This is a genomic window from Paludibacterium yongneupense DSM 18731, assembly GCF_000422925.1.
Taxonomy (GTDB): Bacteria; Pseudomonadota; Gammaproteobacteria; order Burkholderiales; family Chromobacteriaceae; genus Paludibacterium; species Paludibacterium yongneupense.
On sequence record NZ_AUGZ01000004.1, the window covers coordinates 33,134 to 55,964 of the forward strand.

Sequence of the window (22,831 nt, forward strand, 5' to 3'; positions counted from 1 at the left end):
CTGTACCCGTCTCCCACGGTCTGATCCCTCTCGTTTCCCGGAAGGCCTGCATGCCAAGCGAACGCCTCGATCACTTGCCCGATCTGCTGAGCCTGCACCAGCAGGATCGGCAGCGCTTCCCCTATCTGTTGATGTCGTCCGGCGCTGGCGGCTGGGACATCCTGTTCGCTTTGCCGCAGGCGCAGACCGTCTATGGCAGCCGCGAGGCCGACCGCTTTCTCGCCGATCTGTCGGTGCTGGCTAACGATGTCGGCGCCTGCGGCGCACATGCGCTGCCGTTCACCGGGGGCTGGTTCGTCTACCTCGGCTACGAGATGCTGCATGCCTTCGAAACACGCGTGGGCGACGCCCGTGACGATGATTTTCCGCTGGCGGTGCTGGCGCGCGTGCCGGCAGCCGTGCTGTACGACCGTGCCTCCGGGCAGGCCTGGCTGGTGGCGGAGACGGGGGCGCAGCTCGCCGCGCTCAGACAGGCGCTGGCTGCGCAGCGGCCGTGGCTGCCGCGGGCGGTGGCGCTGCGCGCACTGGAAGAAGATGATCCCGCGCGTTATTGCGCCGCAGTTGAGCGCATCAAGCGTTACATCACCGCCGGCGATGTTTTTCAGGTCAATATCTCGCGCGGCTGGCGTGCCCGGCTCGACGGCGCCACTTCGGCGGCCGACCTGTTCGCCGCCTTGCGCCATGCCAATCCGGCTCCGTTTTCCGCCATCGCCGACTTCGGTGCGGCCCAGATCGTCAGTTCTTCGCCGGAACGGCTGGTGCGGGTGCGTGCGGGCTTCGCCGATACCCGCCCCATTGCCGGCACGCATCCGCGTTCCGTCGATCCGGCCGAGGATGAAGCCCTGCGGCAAAGGCTGCTGGCCAGCACCAAGGAGAGGGCCGAGCATGTGATGCTGATCGATCTTGAGCGCAACGATCTCGGCCGCCTGTGTCTGCCCGGCACGGTCGAGGTGGACGAACTGATGGCGCTGGCCAGCTATGCCTTTGTGCACCACATCGAGTCCAATGTGCGCGGCCGCCTGCGCGCCGGGCTCAAGCCGACGGATGTGCTGCGCGCGATGTTTCCCGGCGGCACCATCACCGGTTGCCCGAAGGTGAGGACCATGCAGATCATTCGCGAACTCGAGGACGAGCCGCGCCGCGCCTATACCGGCAGCCTGGGTTACCTCAACCGCGATGGCAGCATGGATTTCAACATCCTGATCCGGACGTTCATGCGGCAGGGGGATACGCTGCGTTTTCGCGCGGGTGGCGGCATCGTTGCCGACTCGGACCCGGAGCGCGAGCTGCAGGAGACGCGACACAAGGCGCGCGGCTTGTTGCGTTCGCTCGGGGTGGAGCAGGCATGACGATACTGGTCGACGGACGGGAGGCAGGGAGCATTCCTGCCAGCGATCGCGCCCTGCACTATGGCGATGGCGTATACCGGACACTCGAATGGCGTGAGGGCAGGGCGCGCTTGTGGCCGTGGCAGTGGCAGCGGCTGTCGCATGACGCCGCCGCACTCGGGCTTGACTTGCCGGAGCCTGAACGCATTCTGGAGGAGCTGGCACGCGCGGTCGGCGGGCTGCAGCGCGCCGTCTGCAAAATCATTCTGAGCCGGGACGGCAGTCGGCGCGGTTATGCGATCGCGCCCGACGCCGCCACGCGTCGCACGATTTCCGCCGTGCCATGGAACGGTTACCCGGCGGCGATGAGCGAACGAGGCGTGGCCGTGCGCCTGTGCGAGCTTCGGCTCGGCCTGCAGCCCCGACTCGCCGGCATCAAGCACCTGAACCGCCTGGAAAACGTTCTCGCGCGCTCCGAGTGGACGGACGCCGATATTGCCGAGGGCCTGCTGCTCGACAGCGAGGGCACGCTGGTGGAGGGGACAATGAGCAATGTGTTCCTGGTCCGCGACGGCGAGCTGAGGACGGCGGCCCTGGACCGCTGCGGCGTTGCCGGTGCCGTCCGCGCCTGCTTGCTCGCGCAGGACGTTGTGCATGTCGGACGTCTGACGCTGGCCGATCTCGAGGCGGCCGACGAGGCGTTTCTTTGCAACAGCCTGGCCGGCATCTGGCCGATCGCGCGGTTTGGCGCGCACTGCTGGCGCGAGTTCCCGCGGGCGCAGGCACTGGCACGGGCGCTGGCCGCTGCCGATGATCCGGCCTTTTAGATTTTACCGGTATATGGATCAAGATATATATTATTTTATGCGCTAAAGCGTCCTCGGATACAGTCACGCCATCGCAATGCCGCCACCCGGCGGTAAATCCGACTACGGCAAGGAGTGGCGTATCCGCCTATGATCGATATTCTGTCCCCCGCCATTTTGCCGGGCGAGATCAACCGTTTGCTGGCCGGGCACGGTTTCGAACGCGAGCCGCTCTACCTCGCGGCTGGCGTGGTGCGCGCACGGCATGAGGACTGGAGTTTCAGTTCGGTATTTCAGCCGCTGTTCCGCTTGCACGAGCGCGAGCTGCTACCGTTTGCATTCGAAGCGCTGGCCCGCGTGCGCGATACCAACGGCAATTCCGTTGCGCCAGCCGTCCTGTTTGCTGCGGAGACATCGCCTCGGCGCAGCGTCTTTCTCGATCGACTGTTGCGCTGTCTGCATTTGTTGAATTTTCTGCGCAGTCGCGCCGATCCGGGATTGCTGCTGACGTTGAACGTCAATGCCCAGCATCTGGTCAATGTCAGTGAAAGCCACGGCCGGTTTTTCGCCGAAGTGTTGAGCGGACTAGACGTCCAGCCACAGCGCATCTGTCTCGAAATCGTCGAAGACGCTGTCGACGATCCCATGCGCCTGTTGCAGGCGGTGACACGCTATCGCGAGCTGGGCTTCGGTATTGCGCTCGATGATTTCGGACAGGGAGCGTCCAATCTGGAGCGGGTGTGGTTGCTGGAACCCGACTATGTCAAGCTCGACAGGCGCCTGATGCGTCAGGCCTTGATGCTGCCGTCTACCCGCGAGCCGCTGGCCAAGCTCGTGGCGATTTTGCATCTGCATGGTGCGCAAGTGGTGGCCGAAGGCATTGAAAGCGCATTGCAACTCGACATCGCGCGAGACTGCGACTGCGATTTCGCCCAAGGCTATTTTCTGGGGAGGCCGGCTGCCGCGCCTGCGGCTGTCTGACTGAGCTTGCGCAGCGGCGTCCAAGCCGGGGGCAAAATCGCTTATCATGAAACGCGGGCTTCATTTCGAATCCGCAGCGATGATTTTCTCTCGAAAGGGGAGCGGTTTGCAGCAAGGCATTGGCACCCTGGTGGTGGTCGGCGTGGGTCTGATCGGCGGTTCATTCTCTCTCGCGCTCAAACGGGCCGGCCGCGTCGGGCATGTCATCGGTGTCGATCGCAGCCGCGAAAACCTGCAGCGGGCGCTCGAACTCGGCGTGATCGATGTGGCCTGCGACGATCTGGCGCAGGCGGCCCGAGGCGCCGACATGGTGTTGCTGGCGACCCCGGTCGGGCAGATGGCGACGCAGCTGGCCACGCTGGCGCCCGTGCTCGCCGCGACGACGATCGTGAGCGATGTCGGCAGCACCAAGTGCGATGTGGTCGCCATGTTGCGCCGCCATCTGCCCGGACATCTCGCGCGCTGCGTGCCCGCGCACCCTATCGCCGGGTCGGAACTGACCGGCGCGGCGGCCGCGCAGTACGGTCTCTACGATGGCCGCAACGTGGTGCTGGCCCCGCTGCCCGAAACGGACGCCGCAGTCTGCGAACGGGTTGCCGGGCTGTGGCAGGCTTGCGGCGCCCGGGTGCACTGCATGGGGGCGCACGAGCACGACGCCGTGTTTGCCGCGGTCAGTCATCTGCCGCACCTGCTGGCTTTTTCCTACGTCGGGATGGTGGCGCGGCGCGCGGATGCGGCGCGCTGTTTCGACTTTGCCGCCACCGGTTTTCGCGATTTCACCCGCATCGCAGGCAGTTCGGCCGAAATGTGGCGAGATATCGCCCTGGCCAACCGTGAAGCCCTGCTGGCCGAGCTGGCCGATTATCGTGCGGCGCTGGACAGTTTGTCCGTGCAGCTGGAGGCGGGCGATGGCGATGCCCTGCTCGATGCCTTCGACACGGCACGCGCGGCGCGCAATGCCTGGCACCAGCGCTTCATGCGGCAGGGCTGAGCGCTTGCGATCCCGGGCGGGAGCGCGCCCTTGGGCGCAAGGGGATGGTCAAGCGGCATCGCCCGTCGCCTCCTGCGCCGAACGGATCACGGCTTCCTTGTCCGCAGGGCGCCACTGAGGCGGCTTCAATATCTTGCCGTCAGCGCGGCGCAGCACCTTGCCGTCGGCGCATTTTGCGAGATTGGCGGCATGGATCGCTTCGCTCATCGCGGCCACGGGCATGCCCTGCGACAGAAGCAGGCCGATCACGACATTGAGCAGGTCGACCCCTTCTGCCGTGAGCTCGGCCATGCGGCGCCGTTCTCCGGCCGGGTCACTGTCGGGCGGGGTCGCATACTCGTCGAGTGCCTGCCCGAACTCCTTCCATTCTTCGTTCAGCATCGCCGTCCACATGGCCAGCTCGCGGGGGCGCATGCCGGGGTGCGCCGGCTGTTCGAGGTCGAAGCGGCGCATGAACTCGCGTCGTTGCCCGATCAGGTCGCTCACGCCGGACCCCTGCCCGGTGCGAGGCCGGCGAGCGCGTCGAAAAAGCCGGGAAAGGTCTTGCCCACGCATTTCGGGTCGTTGATGGTGACCGGGCAGTCGAGCAGCGATACCAGCGCGAAGCACATGGCCATGCGATGGTCGTCGTAAGTATCGATGGCCACATCGGGAACGAGCCGGGCCGGCGGGGTGATGCGGATATAGTCGGGGCCTTCTTCGACCGTGGCACCAAGTTTGCCCAACTCGGCGGCCATCGCCGCCAGACGGTCGGTTTCCTTGACGCGCCAACTGGCGATATTGCGCAGCGTGGTCGTTCCTTCGGCTGCGAGCGCCACGACCGCCAGCGTCATCGCCGCGTCGGGGATAGCGTTCATGTCGGCGTCTATCGCGCGCAAGGTGCCGCTGCCGCTCGCTTCTATCCAGTTGTCGCCGAAGGTGACGTGCGCCCCCATGCTTGCCAGTGCCTCGGCAAAACGGATGTCGCCCTGGATGCTGTCGCGGCCGACGCCTTCGACCCTGACCGGACCGCCGGCGATGGCGCCGGCAGCGAGAAAGTAGGAGGCGCTGGATGCGTCCCCTTCGACCACGATCTCGCCCGGCGAGCGGTAGCGACTCTGGGCCGGGATGGTGAAGCGCTGCCAGCCGCTGCGTTCGACCTCGACGCCGAAGCGCTGCATCAACTTGAGCGTGATATCGACATAGGGCTTGGAAATCAGTTCGCCTTCGACTGCGACCGTGGCTTCGGCGCCGGTCAGGGGCAGGGCCATCAGCAAGGCGCTGAGAAACTGACTGGACACGTTCCCTTTCACGGTGATGTCGCGCCCGGTGCTTACCGTGGCCGGCGCGATCTCGAGCGGAGGGTAGCCCGCCTGGCCGAGGTAGCGGATATCGGCGCCAGCCCCGCGCAGCGCGTCGACCAGGTCGCCGATGGGACGTTCGTGCATGCGTTCGACGCCGCTGAGGTGGTAGCGTCCGTGCATCAGTGCGAGCGCGGCGGTCAGCGGCCGGAAGGCCGTGCCGGCGTTGCCGAGAAAGAGGTCGGCGCTTTTGACCGGAAAGACGCCGCCGCTGCCCGTGACGCGAAAATCGCGGTCGGCAAGCGGCTCGATCTCGAGCCCGAGCAGGCGCAGTGCATTGAGCATGTGCCGTATGTCGTCGGAGTCGAGCAGATCGCGCACCAGGGTGACGCCGTCGGCCAGTGCGGCGAGCAGCAGGGTGCGGTTGGAAATGCTTTTCGATCCGGGCAGGCGAAGGTGGCCAGCGACCCGGGTGGCGGCGCAGAGGTGCAACTGTTCCATGGTATCGGCAATGGGGGGCGTTGAATTGAATCCACACTCTACCTGTCCGCATCGGCTGGCGTAAACCCTTGTCCGAGCCTGACGAGCTTGTGCCATGCAAAACGAAGCCCGGCGCGCACGACGCTGCCGAGGTTGACCGGTATCATCGTCAGCAGGCCGTGGCCTTCTCCATAGCCCGGATTGTGGCGCAGAAAAAAGCGCACCGCAGGGTGCGGGTGTTCCTGCCAGTGTTTGCGCTCCGACGCGCTTTCGCGGGTAATCCAGCCGACGCGGATGATGGCGGGACAGTCGGCGCTGACCGCTTGCAGGTCGAAGCGCGCGCGCAGCGTGCCCGAAAGAGCGGACAGCGGCGGCAGCGGAGCGTCGCGGCCGGGCAGAAAGAGCCCGGCGAGCCGGGCGAGCGAGAGATAGCTCGAAGGGTGAACCGGCGTGCTCAGAAAGTAGAGCCGGTTCAGAGGGTGGCGCAACTGGTGCCAGAGCAGGTGTCGCAGGACAAAGGGCGCGTTGCGTCCCGCTCCGCGGTAGTCGCGCAGCAGGCCGGCCTCGAGCCTGAGTACGGTGGCCCGCAGGCCGGATGGCGCGTGGAGGTGCAGCGCGCAATAGCCCACGATGTCGCCGGCCGCGTTCAGGTGCAGCAGGATGGCGCTCTGCTCGGCCGGCGAATCGAGGACGCAGCGCACGAAGGCGTCGAACTCGACGCCTTCGAAAATTTGACAGTGCACGGCGTAGAGCGTGCGCGCGAGTCGGGAACGGGCGGCGGCGGGCAAGCGCCGCGGGGCGACGATCTGGCAACGGGTTTTCATCGATGGCTCTCGGATGGGGCGATGGATGTCGCCAGCGGATGATCCACGCGGTGGTGCGGATTGTCTGTCGGTCGAGCGGACAGGTGGGGGGATGCCCCGCTTCGGCGCGAGTGCGGTTACAATGCAGGGTTTTAAGCGAAAGAGCGCACTCATGACGGTAGCCGTGATTACCATCGATGGACCTTCCGCCTCCGGGAAGGGTACGGTGGCCTCCCTGGTGGCCGCGCGTCTGGGGTTTCATTACCTGGACTCGGGCAGTCTTTACCGCCTGGTGGCTCTGCATGCCGAGCGCACGGGATTGGCGTTGGACGACGAGGATGCTTTGGCGCGGGCCGCGCGCCATCTGCCGGTCGAATTTGCCGACGAGCGTGTCCTGCTCGCAGGCGAGGACGCCAGCGCGGCGATACGCAGCGAGGCGATCGGCATCGGGGCTTCGCGCGTCGGGGCCTGCCCGGCGGTGCGCGCGGCTTTGCTGGAGCGGCAGCGCGACTTTCGCCGCGCCCCTGGGCTGGTGACCGACGGGCGCGATATGGGCTCGGTCGTGTTTCCGGATGCCACGCTCAAGGTTTTTTTGACGGCCAGTGCCGACGAGCGGGCCAATCGTCGCTATAAGCAGTTGATCGGCAAGGGAGAATCTGCTAATCTCCTACAGATTAAGCAGGACATTATTGCCCGCGACGAACGCGACGCCCACCGGGCGGTGGCGCCGTTGCGACAAGAACCGGACGCCTTGCTGTTGGATACCACCTCGATTGGCATCGATCGCACTGTCGAATGCATTCTGGGCTGGTTCTCCGAGCGGCAAGTCTCCGGTTCGTGAATTTTTGGTAAGACGTTTGTTGCTGCATCGCAGCAAGCAACGTTGTGTTCAACCCTAACCCGCATGCCGTGAGGCATGCAAGTGTGAGTACTCATTAATGACTAGCCTCGCTATGGAAAACTTTGCCCAGCTGTTCGAAGAAAGCTTGACCCTGCACGACATGCGTGTGGGTGAAGTGATCACCGCCGAAGTTGTTTTCGTCGATTCCAACTTCGTGACCGTGAATGCCGGCCTGAAGTCCGAATCCCTGATCAGCGTCGACGAGTTCAAGAACGACAAGGGCGAAGTTGAAGTGGGTGTCGGCGACTTTGTCACCGTAGCTATCGACGCGCTGGAAAACGGCTTTGGCGAAACCAAGCTGTCCCGCGAAAAAGCCAAGCGCCTGGCCGCCTGGGTCGAGCTGGAAGAAGCGCTGGAAGCCGGCACCATCATGGCCGGTCTGATCAGCGGCAAGGTCAAGGGTGGCCTGACCGTCATGGTCAATGGCATCCGTGCCTTCCTGCCGGGTTCGCTGGTTGATGTCCGCCCGGTGAAAGACACCACCCCGTACGAAAACAAGCAGATCGAATTCAAGGTCATCAAGCTCGACCGCAAGCGCAACAACGTTGTCGTTTCGCGCCGCGCCGTTCTGGAAGAGACCCTGGGCGAAGAGCGCAAGGCGCTGCTGGAAACCCTCAAGGAAGGTGCCGTCGTCAAGGGCATCGTCAAGAACATCACCGACTACGGTGCGTTCGTTGACCTGGGTGGCATCGATGGCCTGCTGCACATCACCGATCTGGCATGGCGCCGCGTCAAGCACCCGTCCGAAGTTCTGGCCGTGGGCGACGAAGTCGAAGCCAAGGTTCTCAAGTTCGATCAGGAAAAGAACCGCGTATCGCTGGGTCTGAAGCAGCTGGGCGAAGATCCGTGGGTTGGCCTGTCGCGCCGCTACCCGTCGGGCACCCGCCTGTTCGGCAAGGTCACCAATCTGACCGACTACGGTTCCTTCGTTGAAATCGAACAAGGCATCGAAGGCCTGGTTCACGTGTCCGAAATGGACTGGACCAACAAGAACGTACACCCGTCCAAGGTCGTTCAAGTTGGCGACGAAGTCGAAGTCATGATCCTCGAGATCGACGAAGACCGCCGTCGTATCAGCCTCGGCATGAAGCAGTGCATGGCCAACCCGTGGGACGAATTCGCCCAGAACTTCAAGAAGGGCGACAAGCTCAAGGGCGCGATCAAGTCGATCACCGACTTTGGCGTGTTCGTTGGCTTGCCGGGCGGCATCGATGGTCTGGTGCACCTGTCCGACCTGTCCTGGACCGACACCGGCGAAGAAGCCGTGCGCAAGTTCAAGAAGGGTGACGAAGTCGAGGCCGTTGTTCTGTCCATCGACGTCGAGAAGGAACGCATCTCGCTGGGCATCAAGCAACTGGAAGGCGATCCGTTCAACAACTACGTTGCCATGAACGACAAGGGCGCCCTGGTCAAGGGCACCGTCAAGACTCTGGACGCCAAGGGTGCCGTCATCGCCCTGGATACCGAAGTCGAAGGCTACCTGCGTGCTTCCGAAGTGTCGCGTGATCGCGTCGAAGACATTCGCACCCACCTGAAGGAAGGTGACGAAGTCGAAACCCTGATCATCGCCGTGGATCGCAAGAGCCGTTCCATCAGCCTGTCGATCAAGGCCAAGGACGCTCAAGAAGAAACCGCAGCCATGAAGGGTCTGCAGTCCGAGAACGTGACTGCCGGTACCACCAATCTGGGTGCGCTTCTGAAAGCGAAGCTGTCCTCCGGCAACAGCGCTGAGTAAGTGACATCATGACCAAGTCTGAGCTGATCGCGAGGCTGGCGGAACGTCTTGCCGAGCGCAATTCTCAGTTGGTCTACAAGGACGCTGAGCTGGCCGTCAAGACCATTCTGGACGAAATGGCCAGTAGCCTGTCCCAGGGGCAACGCATCGAGATTCGCGGGTTCGGTAGCTTCGATCTGAACTACCGTCCCCCGCGTGTCGGGCGTAACCCGAAGTCGGGCAGCAGCGTCTCGGTTCCTGAGAAGTTCGTGCCTCATTTCAAGGCCGGCAAGGAATTGCGCGAACGCGTCGATCTGTCTCTCGAGATGGAAGAGGCGGCGCGGGCCGAGCAGTAATTACACAGCCCAGAAGTCCTGCCGCTCAGGCGGTGGATTTCAGACCTCTGACCAACCCCGGGTTTTTCGAAACCCGGGGTTTTGTTTTGTCCGCGCGTCAAGCTTCGCGCAGGATGGTGCGCAGCGCAGCGTCGGCGCGTTGCGGCAATTGGCCGAGATAGAGCTCATGCGTGAGTGCTTCCGCGACATATTCGAGCTCGTTGCCGCTCGAGTAGTGGCTGAGCTCGAAGGCTGCCGGCAGGTGGCGCGCAGCCTGGGCCTGCTTGCTGTCGAATTTGGAGCGCCAGAAGCCCTCGGGGTCGATCGCCTGGTGCAGTAGATGCATCATCTCGTGACCGACGATGGCTTCGCCACGGCGGTGCAGCGCCGCTGTCCCCGCGCGATCTGCAACAATGTCCGCCACGCCGCGCGGCCCCCGTGTACCCAGGCCGCCTGCGATGCTGTGCTCGCTGCCGGCCTGCATGGGGTTGGGCTCGAAAAGGTTCCTGCCCAGTGTGATCACCTGGCGCGCGTTGCCGGCGAAGGCCTGCGTTTTCAACGCGTCGCCGACCCCGAAGACCAGCGTGCGGACGAAGCCGTCCGGCCATTCATGGCGCCGACTGGCGGTGATGCCGCCGAGGATCGCCTCGCCTGCCATCCGGCGCTGTGAAGGCGACAGGGGCCGTCCATGCGTATCTCTATCCGGACGTCGCCCTGCCCGGCATGGGTGATGACCGGCACCCGGATTTTCTCCAGTTCGAAGCGGGCGCGCACTTCGTCGAAGTAACGTTGCCGCGGCAGGTCATCCGCTGCCGCGTGCGCGGACAGGATGACGCTGGCGATGGCGCCGCACAGCTTGTCGATGGCGGCGTTGCGGCCCGATCCCGGGTGTTGTTCGCGGTAGCGGTGCGCGATGCCATGCAGCGCGGGCAGGGCCTCAAGCCGGGCATCGCCCTGCAAGCGATGCACCCGGGCCAGTGCGTCCAGCAGGGTCAGATAGTCTTTGCCACGCCGTTTGAAGGGAACCTGCGCCTCGGTGCGCAGCCGGTCCGGCGTGGGCAGCAGGCCGATGTCCACTTCGGTCGCCCCGTGCGCTGCCGCGAGGTGGGGCGGTGGAATGAGGTGCAAAGCGTGCGCTCCCTGTACCGGAAGCGCCAGCAGCGACTTGCAGCCGCTGAGGTCGACCTCGTGCAGGCAGTCCGGCAGCGTCGAGGGCAGGCTGCTCAGTGCGTCGCAGTCGCTCAAATCCAGCCGCGTCAGTCTTTTTTCACGGACTTCGCGTAGACGCGCGGCGGCGACGCCGCGGTTCTCGCCCGGCTGAGAAAACTCCCAGTGTTCCAGATCGTCGGCAAGGGTTTCAGGCGGGTCGGCCAGTTGCGGCCGATAGACGGCGGCTTCCGCGCCATGGAGGGCTGAACCGGGTTCGGGCATGGTGGTCTCCTGTCGGGGGGGCAGGGTATACTGCCCGCAGGCGGCGCGGCCCGTCTTTCCAAATTTGCCCAGGCCCCGACGCAGAATTTTTACGCGCCGGTCGCGACGTCCTGCTTGGGTTGGCGCGGGCTATCGTTTAAACTTGCACACTTGGAAACATCACGAGAATAGCCATGCGCTACTTGCTCCGGATCGTTGAACTGGCTTTGCTGGTGCTCCTGGTCGCCATCACCGTGCAAAACAGCCAGTCGGTCGAGTTCCGTCTCTTCTTCGGGCAGTCCTGGAATGCGCCGCTGATCGTCTATCTGCTGGGCTTCTTCGTGGGCGGCATCCTGCTGGGTTTGCTGGGAACGTTTTCCTATTACTTGCGCATGCGGCGTGAGCTGTCTCATCTAAAAAAAGAACTTCGGCAGTTGCATCAGGGCAAGGTGCCGAACGACCCCAGCGACGTGCTGGCGGATTAGATGCGCGTTTCGCTCGATTGAAAAGGATTCCGCTTGGAACTAGACCTTTGGTGGCTGTTGCTTCTGCCTGCCTTTTTTTCGCTGGGCTGGTTGGCCGCCCGTGTTGATATGCGCACCGTCCTTAAACAGGCCAAGCAGGTGCCGGCCGGATTTTTCCGCGGCCTGGATGCCCTGGTCGAGGACAAGACCGACATCGCCGCGCAAGCGCTGGCCGAGGTCGCCCGTCAGCAGCAGTCGGTGCCCGAGCTGCAACTGACGCTGGGCAAACTGTATCGCAAGCGCGGTGAGAATGACCGCGCGATACGTCTGCATCAACGCATGCTCGAGTCGAGCGATCTGGCCGCCGAGCATCGCGACCCGGTCCGGTTCGAGTTGTCTCAGGATTTTCGCAAGGCCGGTCTGGTCGACCGCGCCGAGGAAATCCTGCTGACCCTGCTGCCAGGCAATATGGGGCTCGCCGCTCGCCGACAGCTGCTGGATATCTATCAGCAGGATCGCGATTGGCAAAAGGCGATCGAGACCGCGCGCGACCTGGCCAGCGATGCGCACACCTTCATGCATGAGGTGGCGCAATTTTATTGCGAGCTGGCGCAGGGCGATCTGTACCGCTCCGATTTCGCATCGGCGCGCCTGCGCGTGACCGAGGCCTTGTCGGCCAATCGCAAATGCGTGCGGGCCAGCCTGATTCTTGGCGACATCGAGTTCGCCGAAGGCGAGTACGGCAAAGCCATCGCCTCCTGGCAGAGCATAGAGAAACAGAACCACGAATATCTGGCCATGGCCGCCGAACGCCTGTTCGATGCCTACGAAAAACTGGGCAAGCCGGCGGAAGGTATCGCGCTGCTGCGCGGTTATCAGAAGACATTCCCGCAGCTGGAACTGACCGATTTGCTGTACCAGAAAATCGCCATTTACGAAGACAGCGACCGCGCGCTGGAAGCGACGCGCGAGGCCGTGCACGCTCGGCCGAGCCTGGGAGGCATCTATCGCTTGATCGAAGCGCAAATGGACGTCCTTTCGCCCGAAGGACGCATGGATGCGGAGACGGCGCGCGCGCTGATCATGAAGCATGCGCAACGTCTGTCGGTACATCGCTGCAAGTGCTGCAATTTCCGCTCGCGCGCCTTCTTCTGGCATTGCCCGGCCTGCGGCGAATGGGAAAGTTTCACGGCCAACCGTTCCGAATCCCATTGAATCAGGAGATACGATGAATCCTATGATCGCAGCCGGTCTGCAACTGGAGCCCGTCTCCCCCGTGATTGTGGCGCTCGATTTCGACGACGCCGATCGTGCGCTGGACTTTGCCGCGCGGCTGGATCCTGCCGAGTGCCGGGTCAAAGTCGGCAAGGAATTGTTTACCGCTTCCGGGCGCAGCCTGGTGGAAACGTTGACCGTGCGCGGGTTTCAGGTTTTTCTCGACCTCAAATTCCACGATATTCCGAATACGGTGGCGCAGGCCTGCAAAATGGCGGCCGACGCCGGCGTCTGGATGGTCAACGTGCATGCCTCCGGCGCACGGCGCATGATGGAGGCCGCGCGCGAAGGGTTGTCCGGCTTCAGCCAGCGCCCGCTGTTGATCGCCGTGACGGTGCTGACCAGCATGGATGCCTCCGATCTGGCCGATATCGGCATCGAGGAGTCGCCGCAGGATCATGTGTTGCGCCTCGCACGACTGACGCAGGACTGCGGCCTCGACGGCGTGGTGTGCTCGGCGCAGGAAGCGCCGATGCTGAAGGCGGCCCTCGGGCAGACTTTCAAGCTGGTGACGCCGGGTATCCGTTTGTCCGACAGCGCGGCCGACGATCAGCGCCGCGTGATGACGCCGACGAGCGCGCTTGCCGCCGGATCCGATTATCTGGTGATCGGCCGTCCGATCACCCGCGCCGACGACCCGATGTCGGTGCTGAATAAAATCAATCAAGAAATTTCTTACTACATGGCTAAACAATCATGAAAATAACTGTCATCGGTTCTGGATACGTTGGTCTGGTCACAGGGACTTGCCTGGCCGAAGTCGGTAACCATGTCTGCTGCCTCGACGTCGACCCCGCCAAGATTGCCACCCTGAATGCCGGCGGCATTCCGATTTTCGAACCGGGCCTGGAAGATCTGGTCCGCCGTAACGTCGAAGCCGGGCGGCTGAGTTTCACCACCGATGTGGCCGAGTCGGTTGCCTTCGGCGAGGTGCAGTTCATCGCCGTGGGCACGCCGCCGGACGAAGACGGCTCGGCCGACCTGCAGTATGTGACTGCCGCGGCGCGCAGCATCGGTCGTCACATGACCGAATACAAGGTCGTCATCGACAAGTCGACCGTGCCGGTCGGCACCGCCGACAAAGTGCGTGCGGCCCTGGCCGAAGAGTTGGCCGCGCGTGGCGTCGACCTGCCGTTCTCCGTGGTGTCCAACCCCGAATTCCTGAAGGAAGGGGCGGCCATCGAAGACTTCCTCAAGCCGGACCGCATCGTGGTCGGCGCCGAGGACGAGCGTGCGATCGAGGTGATGCGCCGGGTGTATGCGCCGTTCCAGCGCAATCACGACCGCATCCTGTTCATGGATGTGCACTCGGCCGAACTGACCAAATATGCGGCCAATGCCATGCTGGCGACGCGCATCTCCTTCATGAACGAGTTGGCCAATCTGGCCGAAACCCTGGGCGCCGATATCGAACTCGTCCGGCGCGGTATCGGCTCCGATCCGCGCATCGGCTATCATTTCCTGTATCCGGGTGCCGGCTACGGTGGTTCCTGCTTCCCCAAGGACGTCAAGGCGCTGATCAAGACCGCGCAGGACAACGGTCATCATCTGCGCGTGCTGACCGCAGTTGAAGAGGCCAATGAGGCACAGAAGCACCGCCTGGTCGAAAAGCTGGTCGCGCGTTTCGGCGACAATCTGGATGGCCGCACCATCGCCTTGTGGGGGCTGGCGTTCAAGCCGAATACGGACGACATGCGCGAAGCGGCATCACGCGTCATCATCGACGAATTGACCCGCCGCGGCGCCCGCGTGACGGCCTTCGATCCTGTCGCAATGGACGAATCGCGCCGGGTTCTGGCCGGCAATCCCGCGGTCGCTTTCGCCGATGACATGATGTCTGCGTTGCAGGGGGCCGATGCGCTGCTGATCGTCACCGAGTGGAAGGTCTTCCGCAGCCCTGATTTCGCCGCGATCCGCGCTGCGCTCAAGACGCCGCTGATCATAGACGGTCGCAATATGTATGATCCGGTCTGGGTGCGCAGCCTGGGCTTCGATTATCAGGCAATCGGACGCTGAGGACGCTATGGGACGACTGAACACCCTGGGACTGGAACCCGTCGCGCTGGCCGAGCGGCTCGGCAATGCTCGTCTGCTGGTTGTCGGCGATGTCATGCTCGATCGCTACTGGTTCGGCGATGTGTCCAGAATTTCTCCCGAGGCCCCGGTCCCCGTGGCCCGAATCGGGAAGATGGAAGAGCGCGCCGGCGGCGCGGCCAATGTGGCGCGCAACATCGCCAGTCTCGGGGGGCAGGCGACCCTGCTTTCGGTCGTCGGCGACGACGAGGCGGCTGCCGCCTTGACGAGGTTGCTGCAGGCCGATGGCATCCGCACTTTCTTCAAGCGCGATGCCTCGATCTGCACGACGATCAAGCTGCGTGTGCTTGCGCGTCAACAGCAGCTGATCCGGCTCGATTTCGAGGATGCGCCCAGCCACGAGGTTCTGGCCGCGACGTTGAGCAAGTACGAAGAGCTGGTTGAACACCACGATGTCGTTATTCTTTCGGATTACGGCAAGGGAGGGCTGACCCATGTGGCGCGCATGATCGAAGTGGCGCGCGCTCATGGCAAACCGGTCCTGATCGACCCCAAGGGCGACGATTACGCACGCTATGCGGGCGCGACGCTGTTGACCCCGAACCGCAGCGAATTCAGGGAAGTCGCAGGACGCTGGCAGGATGAGGACGAACTGATCGCCAAGGCGCAGGCCTTGCGTTCTCAGCTTGAACTCGACGGCCTGCTCGTCACCCGCAGCGAAGAGGGCATGACGCTGTTTTCGGCTGCCGGCGCGCAGCACGAGCCTACGCTTGCGCGCGAAGTGTTCGATGTTTCCGGTGCCGGCGATACCGTCATCGGCACCTTGGGCCTGATGTTGGCCGCCGGCCTGTCCATGCCTGAAGCCATGTCGCTCGCCAATGCCGCGGCCGGCATCGTGGTTGGCAAGCTGGGCACGGCGGTCTGTCGCCAGGATGAATTGTTCGCCGTCTAATTTTGCGAGAGAGGCACGCATGTCAATCGTTGTCACCGGTGCTGCCGGTTTTATCGGATCCAATATCGTCAAGGCGCTGAATGATCGCGGCGTCACCGATATCATCGCGGTAGACAATCTCACCAAGGGGGAGAAGTTCCTCAATCTGGTGGATTGTGAAATTTCGCATTTCGTCGACAAGAACGATTTCCTCGCGCAGCTGCAGGACGGCGTGTTCGATGGCGAGATCCGCGCCGTGCTGCATGAGGGTGCGTGCTCCGACACCATGAACCACGATGGCAAGTACATGATGGCGAACAACTATCAGTACACGCTGTCGCTGCTCGACTACTGTCAGGACGAAGAAATTCCCTTGCTGTATGCCTCGAGCGCCGCCACCTATGGCGCGGGCTCCGTCTTTCGCGAAGAGCGCGAGTTTGAAGGGCCGCTCAATGTCTACGGCTATTCCAAGTTCCTGTTCGATCAGGTGCTGCGCCGTCGCATCAAGGAAGGCCTGTCGGCGCAGGTCGTCGGCTTCCGCTACTTCAACGTCTACGGTCCGCGCGAGCAGCACAAGGGGCGCATGGCGTCGGTGGCATTCCATAATTACAACCAGTACCGCGAAACCGGCAAGGTCAAGCTGTTCGGTTCCAATGATGGTTGGGCCGATGGCATGCAAAGCCGCGACTTCGTTTCGGTGGAAGACGTGGTCAAGGTCAATCTGTATTTTCTGGACCACCCGGAGAAGAGCGGCATCTTCAACCTCGGTTCGGGGCGTGCCCAGCCGTTCAACGACGTTGCCATGAGCACGGTTAACGCCTGTCGCCGGCATGAGAACAAACCGGCGCTGACTCTGGCCGAGATGGTGGAACACGGCATCCTCGAGTACATCGATTTTCCGGATGCGCTCAAGGGTAAATACCAGAGCTTCACCCAGGGCGATATCGGCAAGCTGCGCGCGGCCGGTTATCAGTCGCCCATGCTGACGGTGGAGCAGGGCGTGGACCGCTACGTCGACTGGATGGTCCGCCGCTGAAACGGTGCAGGAAGCACGGGGGCTCTGGCTCGCAGCCACAATGACGTTATAATGTGGCATCCGATCCGGAGAATCCCTGTGTACGCGTACCTAGAAGATTTCATTGGCCGTACCCCCCTGGTCAAGCTCAAGCGCCTGCCCGGCGCGACGAGCAATATCGTACTGCTCAAGCTGGAAGGCAATAATCCGGCAGGTTCGGTCAAGGACCGGCCCGCACTGTCCATGATCCGTCGCGCCGAACAGCGCGGCGATATCCACCCGGGCGACACCCTGATCGAGCCCACCAGCGGCAATACCGGCATCGCGCTGGCCATGGCGGCGGCAGTGATGGGCTACCGCCTGATCCTGGTCATGCCCGACAATTCGAGCGCCGAGCGTGTCCAGTCCATGCGTGCCTATGGTGCGGAAGTCGTCCTGACGCCCAGCGCCTTGTCCATGCCCGGCTCCATCGACGAAGCGCGGCGCCTGGAGGCGGCCGGCGTCGGTTGCATCCTCGACCAGTTCTCGAATCCCGATAATCCGCTCGCGCATTATGAAAGCACCGGCCCCGAGATCTGGCAGGCTACGCAAGGGCGTGTTACCCACTTCGTCTCCAGCATGGGGACCACTGGCACCATCATGGGAACCAGCCGTTATCTGAAGGAGCAGAACCCGGCGCTTACCATTGTCGGCGTTCAGCCAGAGCCCGGCAGCCAGATCCCCGGCATTCGCAAATGGGAAGAACCCTATGTGCCGAAGATCTGCGACTTTTCCCGCATCGACCGCCTCGAGCTGGTGTCACAGCATGACGCCGAACAGATGGCGCGCCGTCTGGCGCGGGAAGAAGGCATTCTGGCGGGGCCGTCCTCCGGCGGCGCCCTGGTCGCTGCGTTGAAGGTGTCGGCGGAAGTGGAAAACGCCGTCATCGTCAGCATTGTCTGCGATCGTGGCGATCGCTATCTGTCGACCGGCCTGTTTGCCTGAGGTGTTTATGCCGCAAGCATCGTATTTTTCCCAGCAAGAGGGAACGCTCGAGCGTCCGCTCGAATGGTACCGGCAGGCACTGGAACGCAAGGGTTTCGTCCGCGATGCCTCGCAGGGAGCCGCCATCGAGCGTCTGGATGGACTGTGGCAGGCGCTGGTCGAGTTCAAGGCCGGGCGCAACCGCTTTCTCGGCCGCAGTCTGCGCAGCCCGTCCGTGCCGCGCGGTCTGTATCTGTGGGGCGGCGTCGGCCGCGGTAAAAGTTTTCTGATGGATGCCTTTTACTCGGGGCTGCCTTTCCGGCGAAAGCGGCGCGTGCATTTTCACCACTTCATGGCCGAAGTGCACCGCGAGTTGCGCACGCTGTCGAGCGAGCCCGATCCTTTGCGCGAGGTCGGACTGCGCATCGCGCGCGCAACCCGGGTGCTGTGTTTCGACGAATTTCACGTCAGCGATATCGCGGATGCGATGATCTTGTCGCGGTTACTGACCGTGCTTTTCGAGCGCGGCGTCGTCCTGGTGATGACTTCAAATTATGCGCCTGACGATCTTTACCCCAATGGATTGCAGCGTGCGAATTTTCTGCCGGCGATCGCTTTGCTGAACCGCCATCTCGACGTCCTCAATGTCGATGGCGGCAATGATTACCGTTTGCGCGAACTCACGCGCGAGCCGCTGTTTGTCGTGCCGGACGATGCGCATGCCGCAGCCCAGCTCGAGCAGATGTTCGAGCGCCTGGCAGGAGATGGGGCCGATGATGTCGCCAGCCTGGAGATCCTCGGGCGTCGTATCGCGGTCAGGCGTCATGCCGCCAGCGTGGTCTGGTTCGATTTCGCCGCCTTGTGCGATGGCCCGCGCTCGCAGAACGATTATCTGGAAATCGCGCGCGAGTATCCGACGGTGCTGTTGTCGGGCATTCCTGTACTGGGAGCGGCCCAGGCGTCGCAAGCTCGGCGGCTGACCTGGCTGGTCGATGTATTTTATGATCATCGCGTCAAATTGATCGCATCGGCGGCGGCGGAGCCGGAGGCGATATACACCGAGGGCGTGCAGGCCAGCGAGTTCTTTCGTACCGTGAGCCGCCTGGCCGAGATGCAGTCGCATGGCTATCTGGCGCTGCCGCATCTGAGTGATCCATTCCTGCTGGCGCCTTTGCAGAGCCTGGCCGAATAGCGAAGGCGCCGCCCGGGCGTCTGGTGTGTGATTTTGTGGCATGGAGGAGGCGAAGCGAAACGACGGTAGCGCGTACTGAACCGCTATAGTCGGGGAGCGTCGCAAACGATTATGAATGTAAATGCGGAAAGGATCCGGCAACTGCGCGAACGCCGGGCGTGGTCGCAAGAGCATCTGGCTGCGGCGGCCGGGCTCGGCGTGCGTACCATTCAGCGTATAGAGGCCGAAGGCAATGCCTCGGCCGAGTCGCGCATGGCGATTGCCGCTGCTTTCGGCGTCGGGCTGGAAACGCTTGACGCGTGCGAAACGGCGGGCGCGGCGACGCTTGCCACCGCCGCGCCGGCGGTCAAGCCGGCGGCTCCCAGCTTTCATCTGAGCTGGGGCCAGTACCATGTGCTGGTGTTTCTGGCGGTCTCGGCCTTCATGCTGATGCTGGACATGAGCCAGAACCATGGCATCAGCTGGTCGCGCTGGCCGGTCATTGGCTGGGGGCTGATGCTGATGCTGCGGTGGCTGCGCTTGCGCTTCGTCGTCGAGCCCTGGCCCTGCCGCGGCGGCTGAACGCCCGCCGCAGGCTGGTGCCGTCGCCGCGGGCGCTGCGGGCTGTCTTCAGATGAGCGACAGGCGCACGTCGATATTGCCGCGGGTGGCGTTCGAGTACGGGCAGACCACGTGGGCTCGCGCTATCAGGTCTTCCGCGATGGTGCGATCGAGTCCCGGCAGCGCGACCTTGAGCTCGACTTCGATGCCGAAGCCATTGGGGATCACACCGATGCCGACCGTGCCCTCGACCGAGACATCGGCCGGGATCGCGATCTTGTCGCGGTTGGCGACGAACTTCAGTGCGCCGATGAAGCAGGCGGAGTAGCCGGCGGCAAACAGTTGTTCCGGATTGGTCCCGATGGCGCCGGCGCCACCCAGTTCCTTGGGCGTGGTCAGTTTGACGTCGAGTACGCCATCGGACGAGACGGCGTGGCCTTCGCGCCCCCCGCTGACTTTGGCATGGGCACGGTAGAGTACGTTTTCGATCGACATGGGGTTCTCCAGTGGTTGTCCGGCGGGCGATGGCGGGTGGCCGCGCCCTCTGGAAAGCAATTTACATTGCGTGCAATTTAATTGCAAGAAATATTTTGGCCACAGCAATCGACTCTTCGCCCCGGGCGATGCGGGCTTGCGCTGCAGAGATAAAAAAACGCCGATGGACGGCAAGTCCATCGGCGCAAACTACACCCCACCAGGGTGTCTCTGGGAGCTGCTTTTGGTGCTCAGGCTGCCGGGAACACCCGCTTGAGGTGGCGTTCCAGCAGATTTTCAGTCACGTTACGGGCAATATGCTCTTCGTGCTCAACCAAAGCATTCAGATAGCGATCGCCCATTTCGGCCGCGACTTTGTAGCCGACGTGCAACAGCTGGCGCATATCGGCGTTGTAGCGCGGTTCGGCCAGTTCATGGCGCAGGGTGGCGACGAATTCGGCCGAGGTCCAGCCGTCGACGACGGCCGGTTCCGGCAGACGCGAAGGGTCGATGTCGATCACGCTGGCGTAAGGCGCGCACAAGGCATCCCGACGGTGGAAAGCCTGACGATAGACGTCCTTGGCGACCGCGAGACCTTCGCCATCGGCATCGGCCAGGCCGATGATTTCTTCCAGCCAGGTGGTGCCGGCCGTCTTCAGATGCAGGCCGGCCCCTGTTTCGGCCAGAACGCGGCGGATCGGCCCGTAGATGGAGAATTTGTCGCTGCCGGAGTGCACCGACAGTTTCAGATTGGCCGGTAGCGCATAGTGCGCGACGGCGTAGGCGATGACGGCGATGTCGGCGCGGAACTCGCGTTCGAATTCTTCCGGGTTGCCGACGTAGTTCACGCCCTTGTTGAAGCGGCCCGAGAAGCGCGGAGCGATGGTCTGCGCGGGGATGCCGAGCTCGGCGATCAGAGCCAGGATCACCAGCAGTTCCAGCGGGCTTTGGGGGGTGTCCACTTCATCCATCGAGACTTCGACGATGAAGGTCTCTGCGTCGCGGCGCGCGGCGATGTGCTGGTAAATGGCGGCGGCTTCTTCGACCGGTGCCAGATATTGGCCGACGATGGCGGCCAAACGGCTGCGGTCGAGCTTGAGCGGTTCGGCGATGCCGGCGATGGTGAGCGTCGTTTGCAGTTCGGGATGACGGTCGACGAAGGCGGCGACACGAGCGGCATCGGCCGGCTGACCGATGGCTTCGGCCACGTCGAGGGTGAAAAAGTCGCTGCTGTCGATAAAGCCGTCGACCGTGGACAGCCGAATGTGGTCGGCGTCGACGTGGTAGGGCAACGTCCATTCGAGCGCGGCGACGGCGGCGTCGGCGGCGACGCGGACGCTGGCCGGTTGCGAGTGAACGATATCGTGTTCGCGGAAGGATTTATTCCACACCGGGACGACATTGATCCCCAGCTTGCGGCCTTCGATCAGGGCGGTCAGTTGCGCGCGGGCCTGGTGCGCAAAGCGGTCGCCCACGCCCATCGAGAAGTGTTCAAGTTTCAGCATGATTTTTCCATTCAAAACCGGCCGGGCAAGGCCCGGCCGCGGAGCTTAAGCGGGTTTGTGAGCGACGACGGCGTCGCGGTCCTGATTGACGCCGAGCAAAGCCGGACGGTTCTGCAGAACATTCCACACGATGATCGCGCCGAGCAGGTCGAAAGCGGCCAGGGCGAAGAACATCGGGGTGTAGCCGACGGTCTTGACCAGTACGCCGAGAATCAGGGTGAAGATGGTGGCGCCCAGATAGGCGGCCATGCCGGTCAGACCATTGGCGGTCGCGACTTCCTTGCGGCCGAAGACATCGGACGACAGGGTGATCAGCGCGCCGGACAGCGATTGGTGAGCGAAGCCGCCCAGGCAGAACAGCGCAATTGCCGTATAGGGGCTGGCTACGAGACCGATGCAGCCCGGTCCTATCATCAGTACCGCGCCCATGATCACGACCAGCTTGCGCGAGGTGATCAGGTTGACCTTGAAGTACTTCAGGAAGAAGGCCGGCAGATAGCCGCCGACGATGCAACCCAGGTCGGCCGCCAGGAAGGGCATCCAGGCGAACAGCGCGATTTCCTTCAGATTCATGTGATGAACCGTCATCATGTACAGCGGAATCCAGAAGTTGAACGTCTGCCAGGCCGGTTCCGCCAGGAAGCGCGGCAGGGCGATGCCCCAGAACTGGCGGCAGGCGACGATGGCTTTCCAGGACGGCTTTTCATAGTCCACCTTGTGTTGCGCTTCCTGGCCGTCGAGGATGTAATCGCGTTCTTCTTCGGTCAGTGCCGCCTGGTCTTTCGGGTGCTTGTAGAAACGCAGCCAGGCGAGGGCCCAGATGAAGCCGATGCCACCGGTGACCATGAACGCGCTCTGCCAGCCGGAGTGCAGGATGCACCATACCACCAGCGGCGGGGCGATCAGGCCGCCGATCGACGAACCGATATTGAACCAGCCGGTCGCGATCGAGCGTTCCTTGGCCGGGAACCATTCGGACGAGGCCTTGAGGCCGGCCGGAATCACCGAGGCTTCGGACATGCCGAGCAGGCCGCGGAAGATGGCCAGCGACAGCCAGCCCGAGGCGAAGCCGTGGACCAGGTTGGCAGCCGACCAGGCGATCGCAAACAGGGCGAAGCCGATTTTGGTGCCCAGCAAGTCAAGCAGGAAGCCGGCGACAGGCTGCATGAACATATAGCAGGCCTGGAAGGCGGCAACAATGTAAGAGTACTGCTGGGTCGTGATATGCAGCTCGGCCATGAAGGTCGGAGCGGCAACCGCCAGCGTATTGCGCGCCAGGTAGTTGAGGATCGTGCCGCATGTCACCAGCCCGATCATCCACCAGCGGAGTCCTTTGATTTTCATAATCGTTCCTCTCTCCGGGCACGGCGCCTGGCCGTGGCCCACCTCCAAAAAAATAGCGTTGGTTC

General features: G+C 63.3%; 24 protein-coding genes. 16 read left to right on the top strand and 8 right to left on the bottom strand.

What is annotated here, in order from left to right:
* Window positions 1-50 precede the first annotated feature (50 nt).
* The 4 genes from G520_RS0100170 to G520_RS0100185 all read left to right on the top strand — a co-directional run bounded on the left by G520_RS0100170 (window position 51) and on the right by G520_RS0100185 (window position 4,106).
* Window positions 51-1,349, top strand: a complete 1,299-nt coding sequence (locus G520_RS0100170; RefSeq protein WP_028533909.1) for an aminodeoxychorismate synthase component I — start codon at window positions 51-53, stop codon at window positions 1,347-1,349.
* Window positions 1,346-2,155, top strand: coding sequence for an aminodeoxychorismate lyase (gene pabC, locus G520_RS0100175; RefSeq protein WP_028533910.1), 810 nt, complete (start codon window positions 1,346-1,348; stop codon window positions 2,153-2,155). Before G520_RS0100170 ends, pabC begins: the two co-directional genes overlap by 4 nt.
* Before the next feature lie 129 nt (window positions 2,156-2,284).
* The gene (locus tag G520_RS20880) at window positions 2,285-3,115 is read left to right on the top strand and encodes an EAL domain-containing protein (RefSeq protein WP_051228742.1); all 831 of its coding nucleotides are present in this window, start codon (window positions 2,285-2,287) and stop codon (window positions 3,113-3,115) included.
* Window positions 3,116-3,194: 79 nt separating this feature from the next.
* A complete protein-coding gene (locus tag G520_RS0100185; RefSeq protein ID WP_246542738.1) occupies window positions 3,195-4,106 on the top strand; it encodes a prephenate dehydrogenase in 912 nt (303 codons plus the stop codon).
* Between the two features lie 48 nt (window positions 4,107-4,154).
* Here the strand turns inward: G520_RS0100185 and G520_RS20885 are convergent, their stop codons facing one another.
* The 3 genes from G520_RS20885 to G520_RS0100200 are packed head-to-tail and all read right to left on the bottom strand — an operon-like array spanning window position 4,155 to window position 6,690.
* Window positions 4,155-4,592, bottom strand: coding sequence for a nucleoside triphosphate pyrophosphohydrolase family protein (locus tag G520_RS20885; protein ID WP_036664905.1), 438 nt, complete (start codon window positions 4,590-4,592; stop codon window positions 4,155-4,157).
* On the bottom strand, window positions 4,589-5,887 hold the full coding sequence (aroA, locus tag G520_RS0100195) for a 3-phosphoshikimate 1-carboxyvinyltransferase (protein WP_028533912.1): 1,299 nt from the start codon (window positions 5,885-5,887) through the stop codon (window positions 4,589-4,591). Before aroA ends, G520_RS20885 begins: the two co-directional genes overlap by 4 nt.
* Window positions 5,888-5,925: 38 nt before the next feature.
* Entirely contained in the window at window positions 5,926-6,690 is a 765-nt protein-coding gene (locus tag G520_RS0100200) for a hypothetical protein (RefSeq protein WP_028533913.1), read from the bottom strand.
* A 151-nt stretch (window positions 6,691-6,841) separates the two neighbouring features.
* Here G520_RS0100200 and cmk point away from each other — a divergent pair, with 151 nt between their 5' ends.
* The 3 genes from cmk to G520_RS0100215 all read left to right on the top strand — a co-directional run bounded on the left by cmk (window position 6,842) and on the right by G520_RS0100215 (window position 9,640).
* A complete protein-coding gene (gene cmk / locus G520_RS0100205) occupies window positions 6,842-7,510 on the top strand; it encodes a (d)CMP kinase (protein ID WP_028533914.1) in 669 nt (222 codons plus the stop codon).
* 97 nt (window positions 7,511-7,607) lie between these two features.
* Window positions 7,608-9,305 carry a 30S ribosomal protein S1 gene (rpsA, locus tag G520_RS0100210; RefSeq protein WP_246542739.1) on the top strand — a complete coding sequence of 566 codons (1,698 nt, stop codon included), beginning with the start codon at window positions 7,608-7,610 and terminating at the stop codon, window positions 9,303-9,305.
* Window positions 9,306-9,313: 8 nt separating this feature from the next.
* Window positions 9,314-9,640: an integration host factor subunit beta gene (locus G520_RS0100215; RefSeq protein ID WP_028533916.1), complete on the top strand. Its 327-nt coding sequence runs from the start codon at window positions 9,314-9,316 to the stop codon at window positions 9,638-9,640.
* Between the two features lie 97 nt (window positions 9,641-9,737).
* Here the strand turns inward: G520_RS0100215 and G520_RS0100220 are convergent, their stop codons facing one another.
* Both G520_RS0100220 and G520_RS0100225 read right to left on the bottom strand, forming a co-directional pair.
* Entirely contained in the window at window positions 9,738-10,178 is a 441-nt protein-coding gene (locus G520_RS0100220; protein WP_169449795.1) for a hypothetical protein, read from the bottom strand.
* Window positions 10,175-11,050, bottom strand: a complete 876-nt coding sequence (locus tag G520_RS0100225; RefSeq protein ID WP_028533918.1) for a membrane-targeted effector domain-containing toxin — start codon at window positions 11,048-11,050, stop codon at window positions 10,175-10,177. The genes G520_RS0100220 and G520_RS0100225 overlap by 4 nt, the downstream gene beginning before the upstream one ends.
* 173 nt (window positions 11,051-11,223) lie before the next feature.
* Between G520_RS0100225 and G520_RS0100230 the strand changes: the two genes are divergently transcribed.
* From G520_RS0100230 to G520_RS25155, 9 genes are all read left to right on the top strand, one after another.
* Window positions 11,224-11,514 (top strand): LapA family protein, encoded by a 291-nt coding sequence (locus tag G520_RS0100230; RefSeq protein WP_028533919.1) that lies wholly within the window; start codon window positions 11,224-11,226, stop codon window positions 11,512-11,514.
* Between the two features lie 33 nt (window positions 11,515-11,547).
* The gene (gene lapB, locus G520_RS0100235) at window positions 11,548-12,708 is read left to right on the top strand and encodes a lipopolysaccharide assembly protein LapB (protein WP_028533920.1); all 1,161 of its coding nucleotides are present in this window, start codon (window positions 11,548-11,550) and stop codon (window positions 12,706-12,708) included.
* A 13-nt stretch (window positions 12,709-12,721) separates the two neighbouring features.
* Window positions 12,722-13,468, top strand: a complete 747-nt coding sequence (gene pyrF, locus G520_RS0100240) for an orotidine-5'-phosphate decarboxylase (protein WP_028533921.1) — start codon at window positions 12,722-12,724, stop codon at window positions 13,466-13,468.
* Entirely contained in the window at window positions 13,465-14,784 is a 1,320-nt protein-coding gene (locus G520_RS0100245) for a UDP-glucose dehydrogenase family protein (RefSeq protein WP_028533922.1), read from the top strand. The genes pyrF and G520_RS0100245 overlap by 4 nt, the downstream gene beginning before the upstream one ends.
* A 7-nt stretch (window positions 14,785-14,791) precedes the next feature.
* Window positions 14,792-15,754, top strand: a complete 963-nt coding sequence (rfaE1, locus tag G520_RS20890; RefSeq protein ID WP_051228744.1) for a D-glycero-beta-D-manno-heptose-7-phosphate kinase — start codon at window positions 14,792-14,794, stop codon at window positions 15,752-15,754.
* 19 nt (window positions 15,755-15,773) lie between these two features.
* Window positions 15,774-16,769 (top strand): ADP-glyceromanno-heptose 6-epimerase, encoded by a 996-nt coding sequence (gene rfaD / locus G520_RS0100255; protein WP_028533923.1) that lies wholly within the window; start codon window positions 15,774-15,776, stop codon window positions 16,767-16,769.
* Between the two features lie 51 nt (window positions 16,770-16,820).
* Window positions 16,821-17,732, top strand: coding sequence for a cysteine synthase CysM (gene cysM, locus G520_RS0100260; protein ID WP_036664908.1), 912 nt, complete (start codon window positions 16,821-16,823; stop codon window positions 17,730-17,732).
* Between the two features lie 7 nt (window positions 17,733-17,739).
* Complete coding sequence (gene zapE, locus G520_RS0100265) at window positions 17,740-18,903, top strand: cell division protein ZapE (protein WP_051228746.1); 1,164 nt, start codon at window positions 17,740-17,742, stop codon at window positions 18,901-18,903.
* 111 nt (window positions 18,904-19,014) lie between these two features.
* The gene (locus G520_RS25155) at window positions 19,015-19,464 is read left to right on the top strand and encodes an XRE family transcriptional regulator (protein WP_051228748.1); all 450 of its coding nucleotides are present in this window, start codon (window positions 19,015-19,017) and stop codon (window positions 19,462-19,464) included.
* A gap of 48 nt (window positions 19,465-19,512) precedes the next feature.
* Here the strand turns inward: G520_RS25155 and G520_RS0100275 are convergent, their stop codons facing one another.
* The 3 genes from G520_RS0100275 to G520_RS20900 form a co-directional block, all read right to left on the bottom strand.
* Window positions 19,513-19,938, bottom strand: a complete 426-nt coding sequence (locus G520_RS0100275; RefSeq protein ID WP_028533926.1) for an organic hydroperoxide resistance protein — start codon at window positions 19,936-19,938, stop codon at window positions 19,513-19,515.
* Window positions 19,939-20,168: 230 nt separating this feature from the next.
* Window positions 20,169-21,422 carry a tagaturonate epimerase family protein gene (locus tag G520_RS0100280; protein ID WP_028533927.1) on the bottom strand — a complete coding sequence of 418 codons (1,254 nt, stop codon included), beginning with the start codon at window positions 21,420-21,422 and terminating at the stop codon, window positions 20,169-20,171.
* Between the two features lie 45 nt (window positions 21,423-21,467).
* A complete protein-coding gene (locus G520_RS20900; RefSeq protein WP_281424649.1) occupies window positions 21,468-22,766 on the bottom strand; it encodes an MFS transporter in 1,299 nt (432 codons plus the stop codon).
* Window positions 22,767-22,831 lie beyond the last annotated feature (65 nt).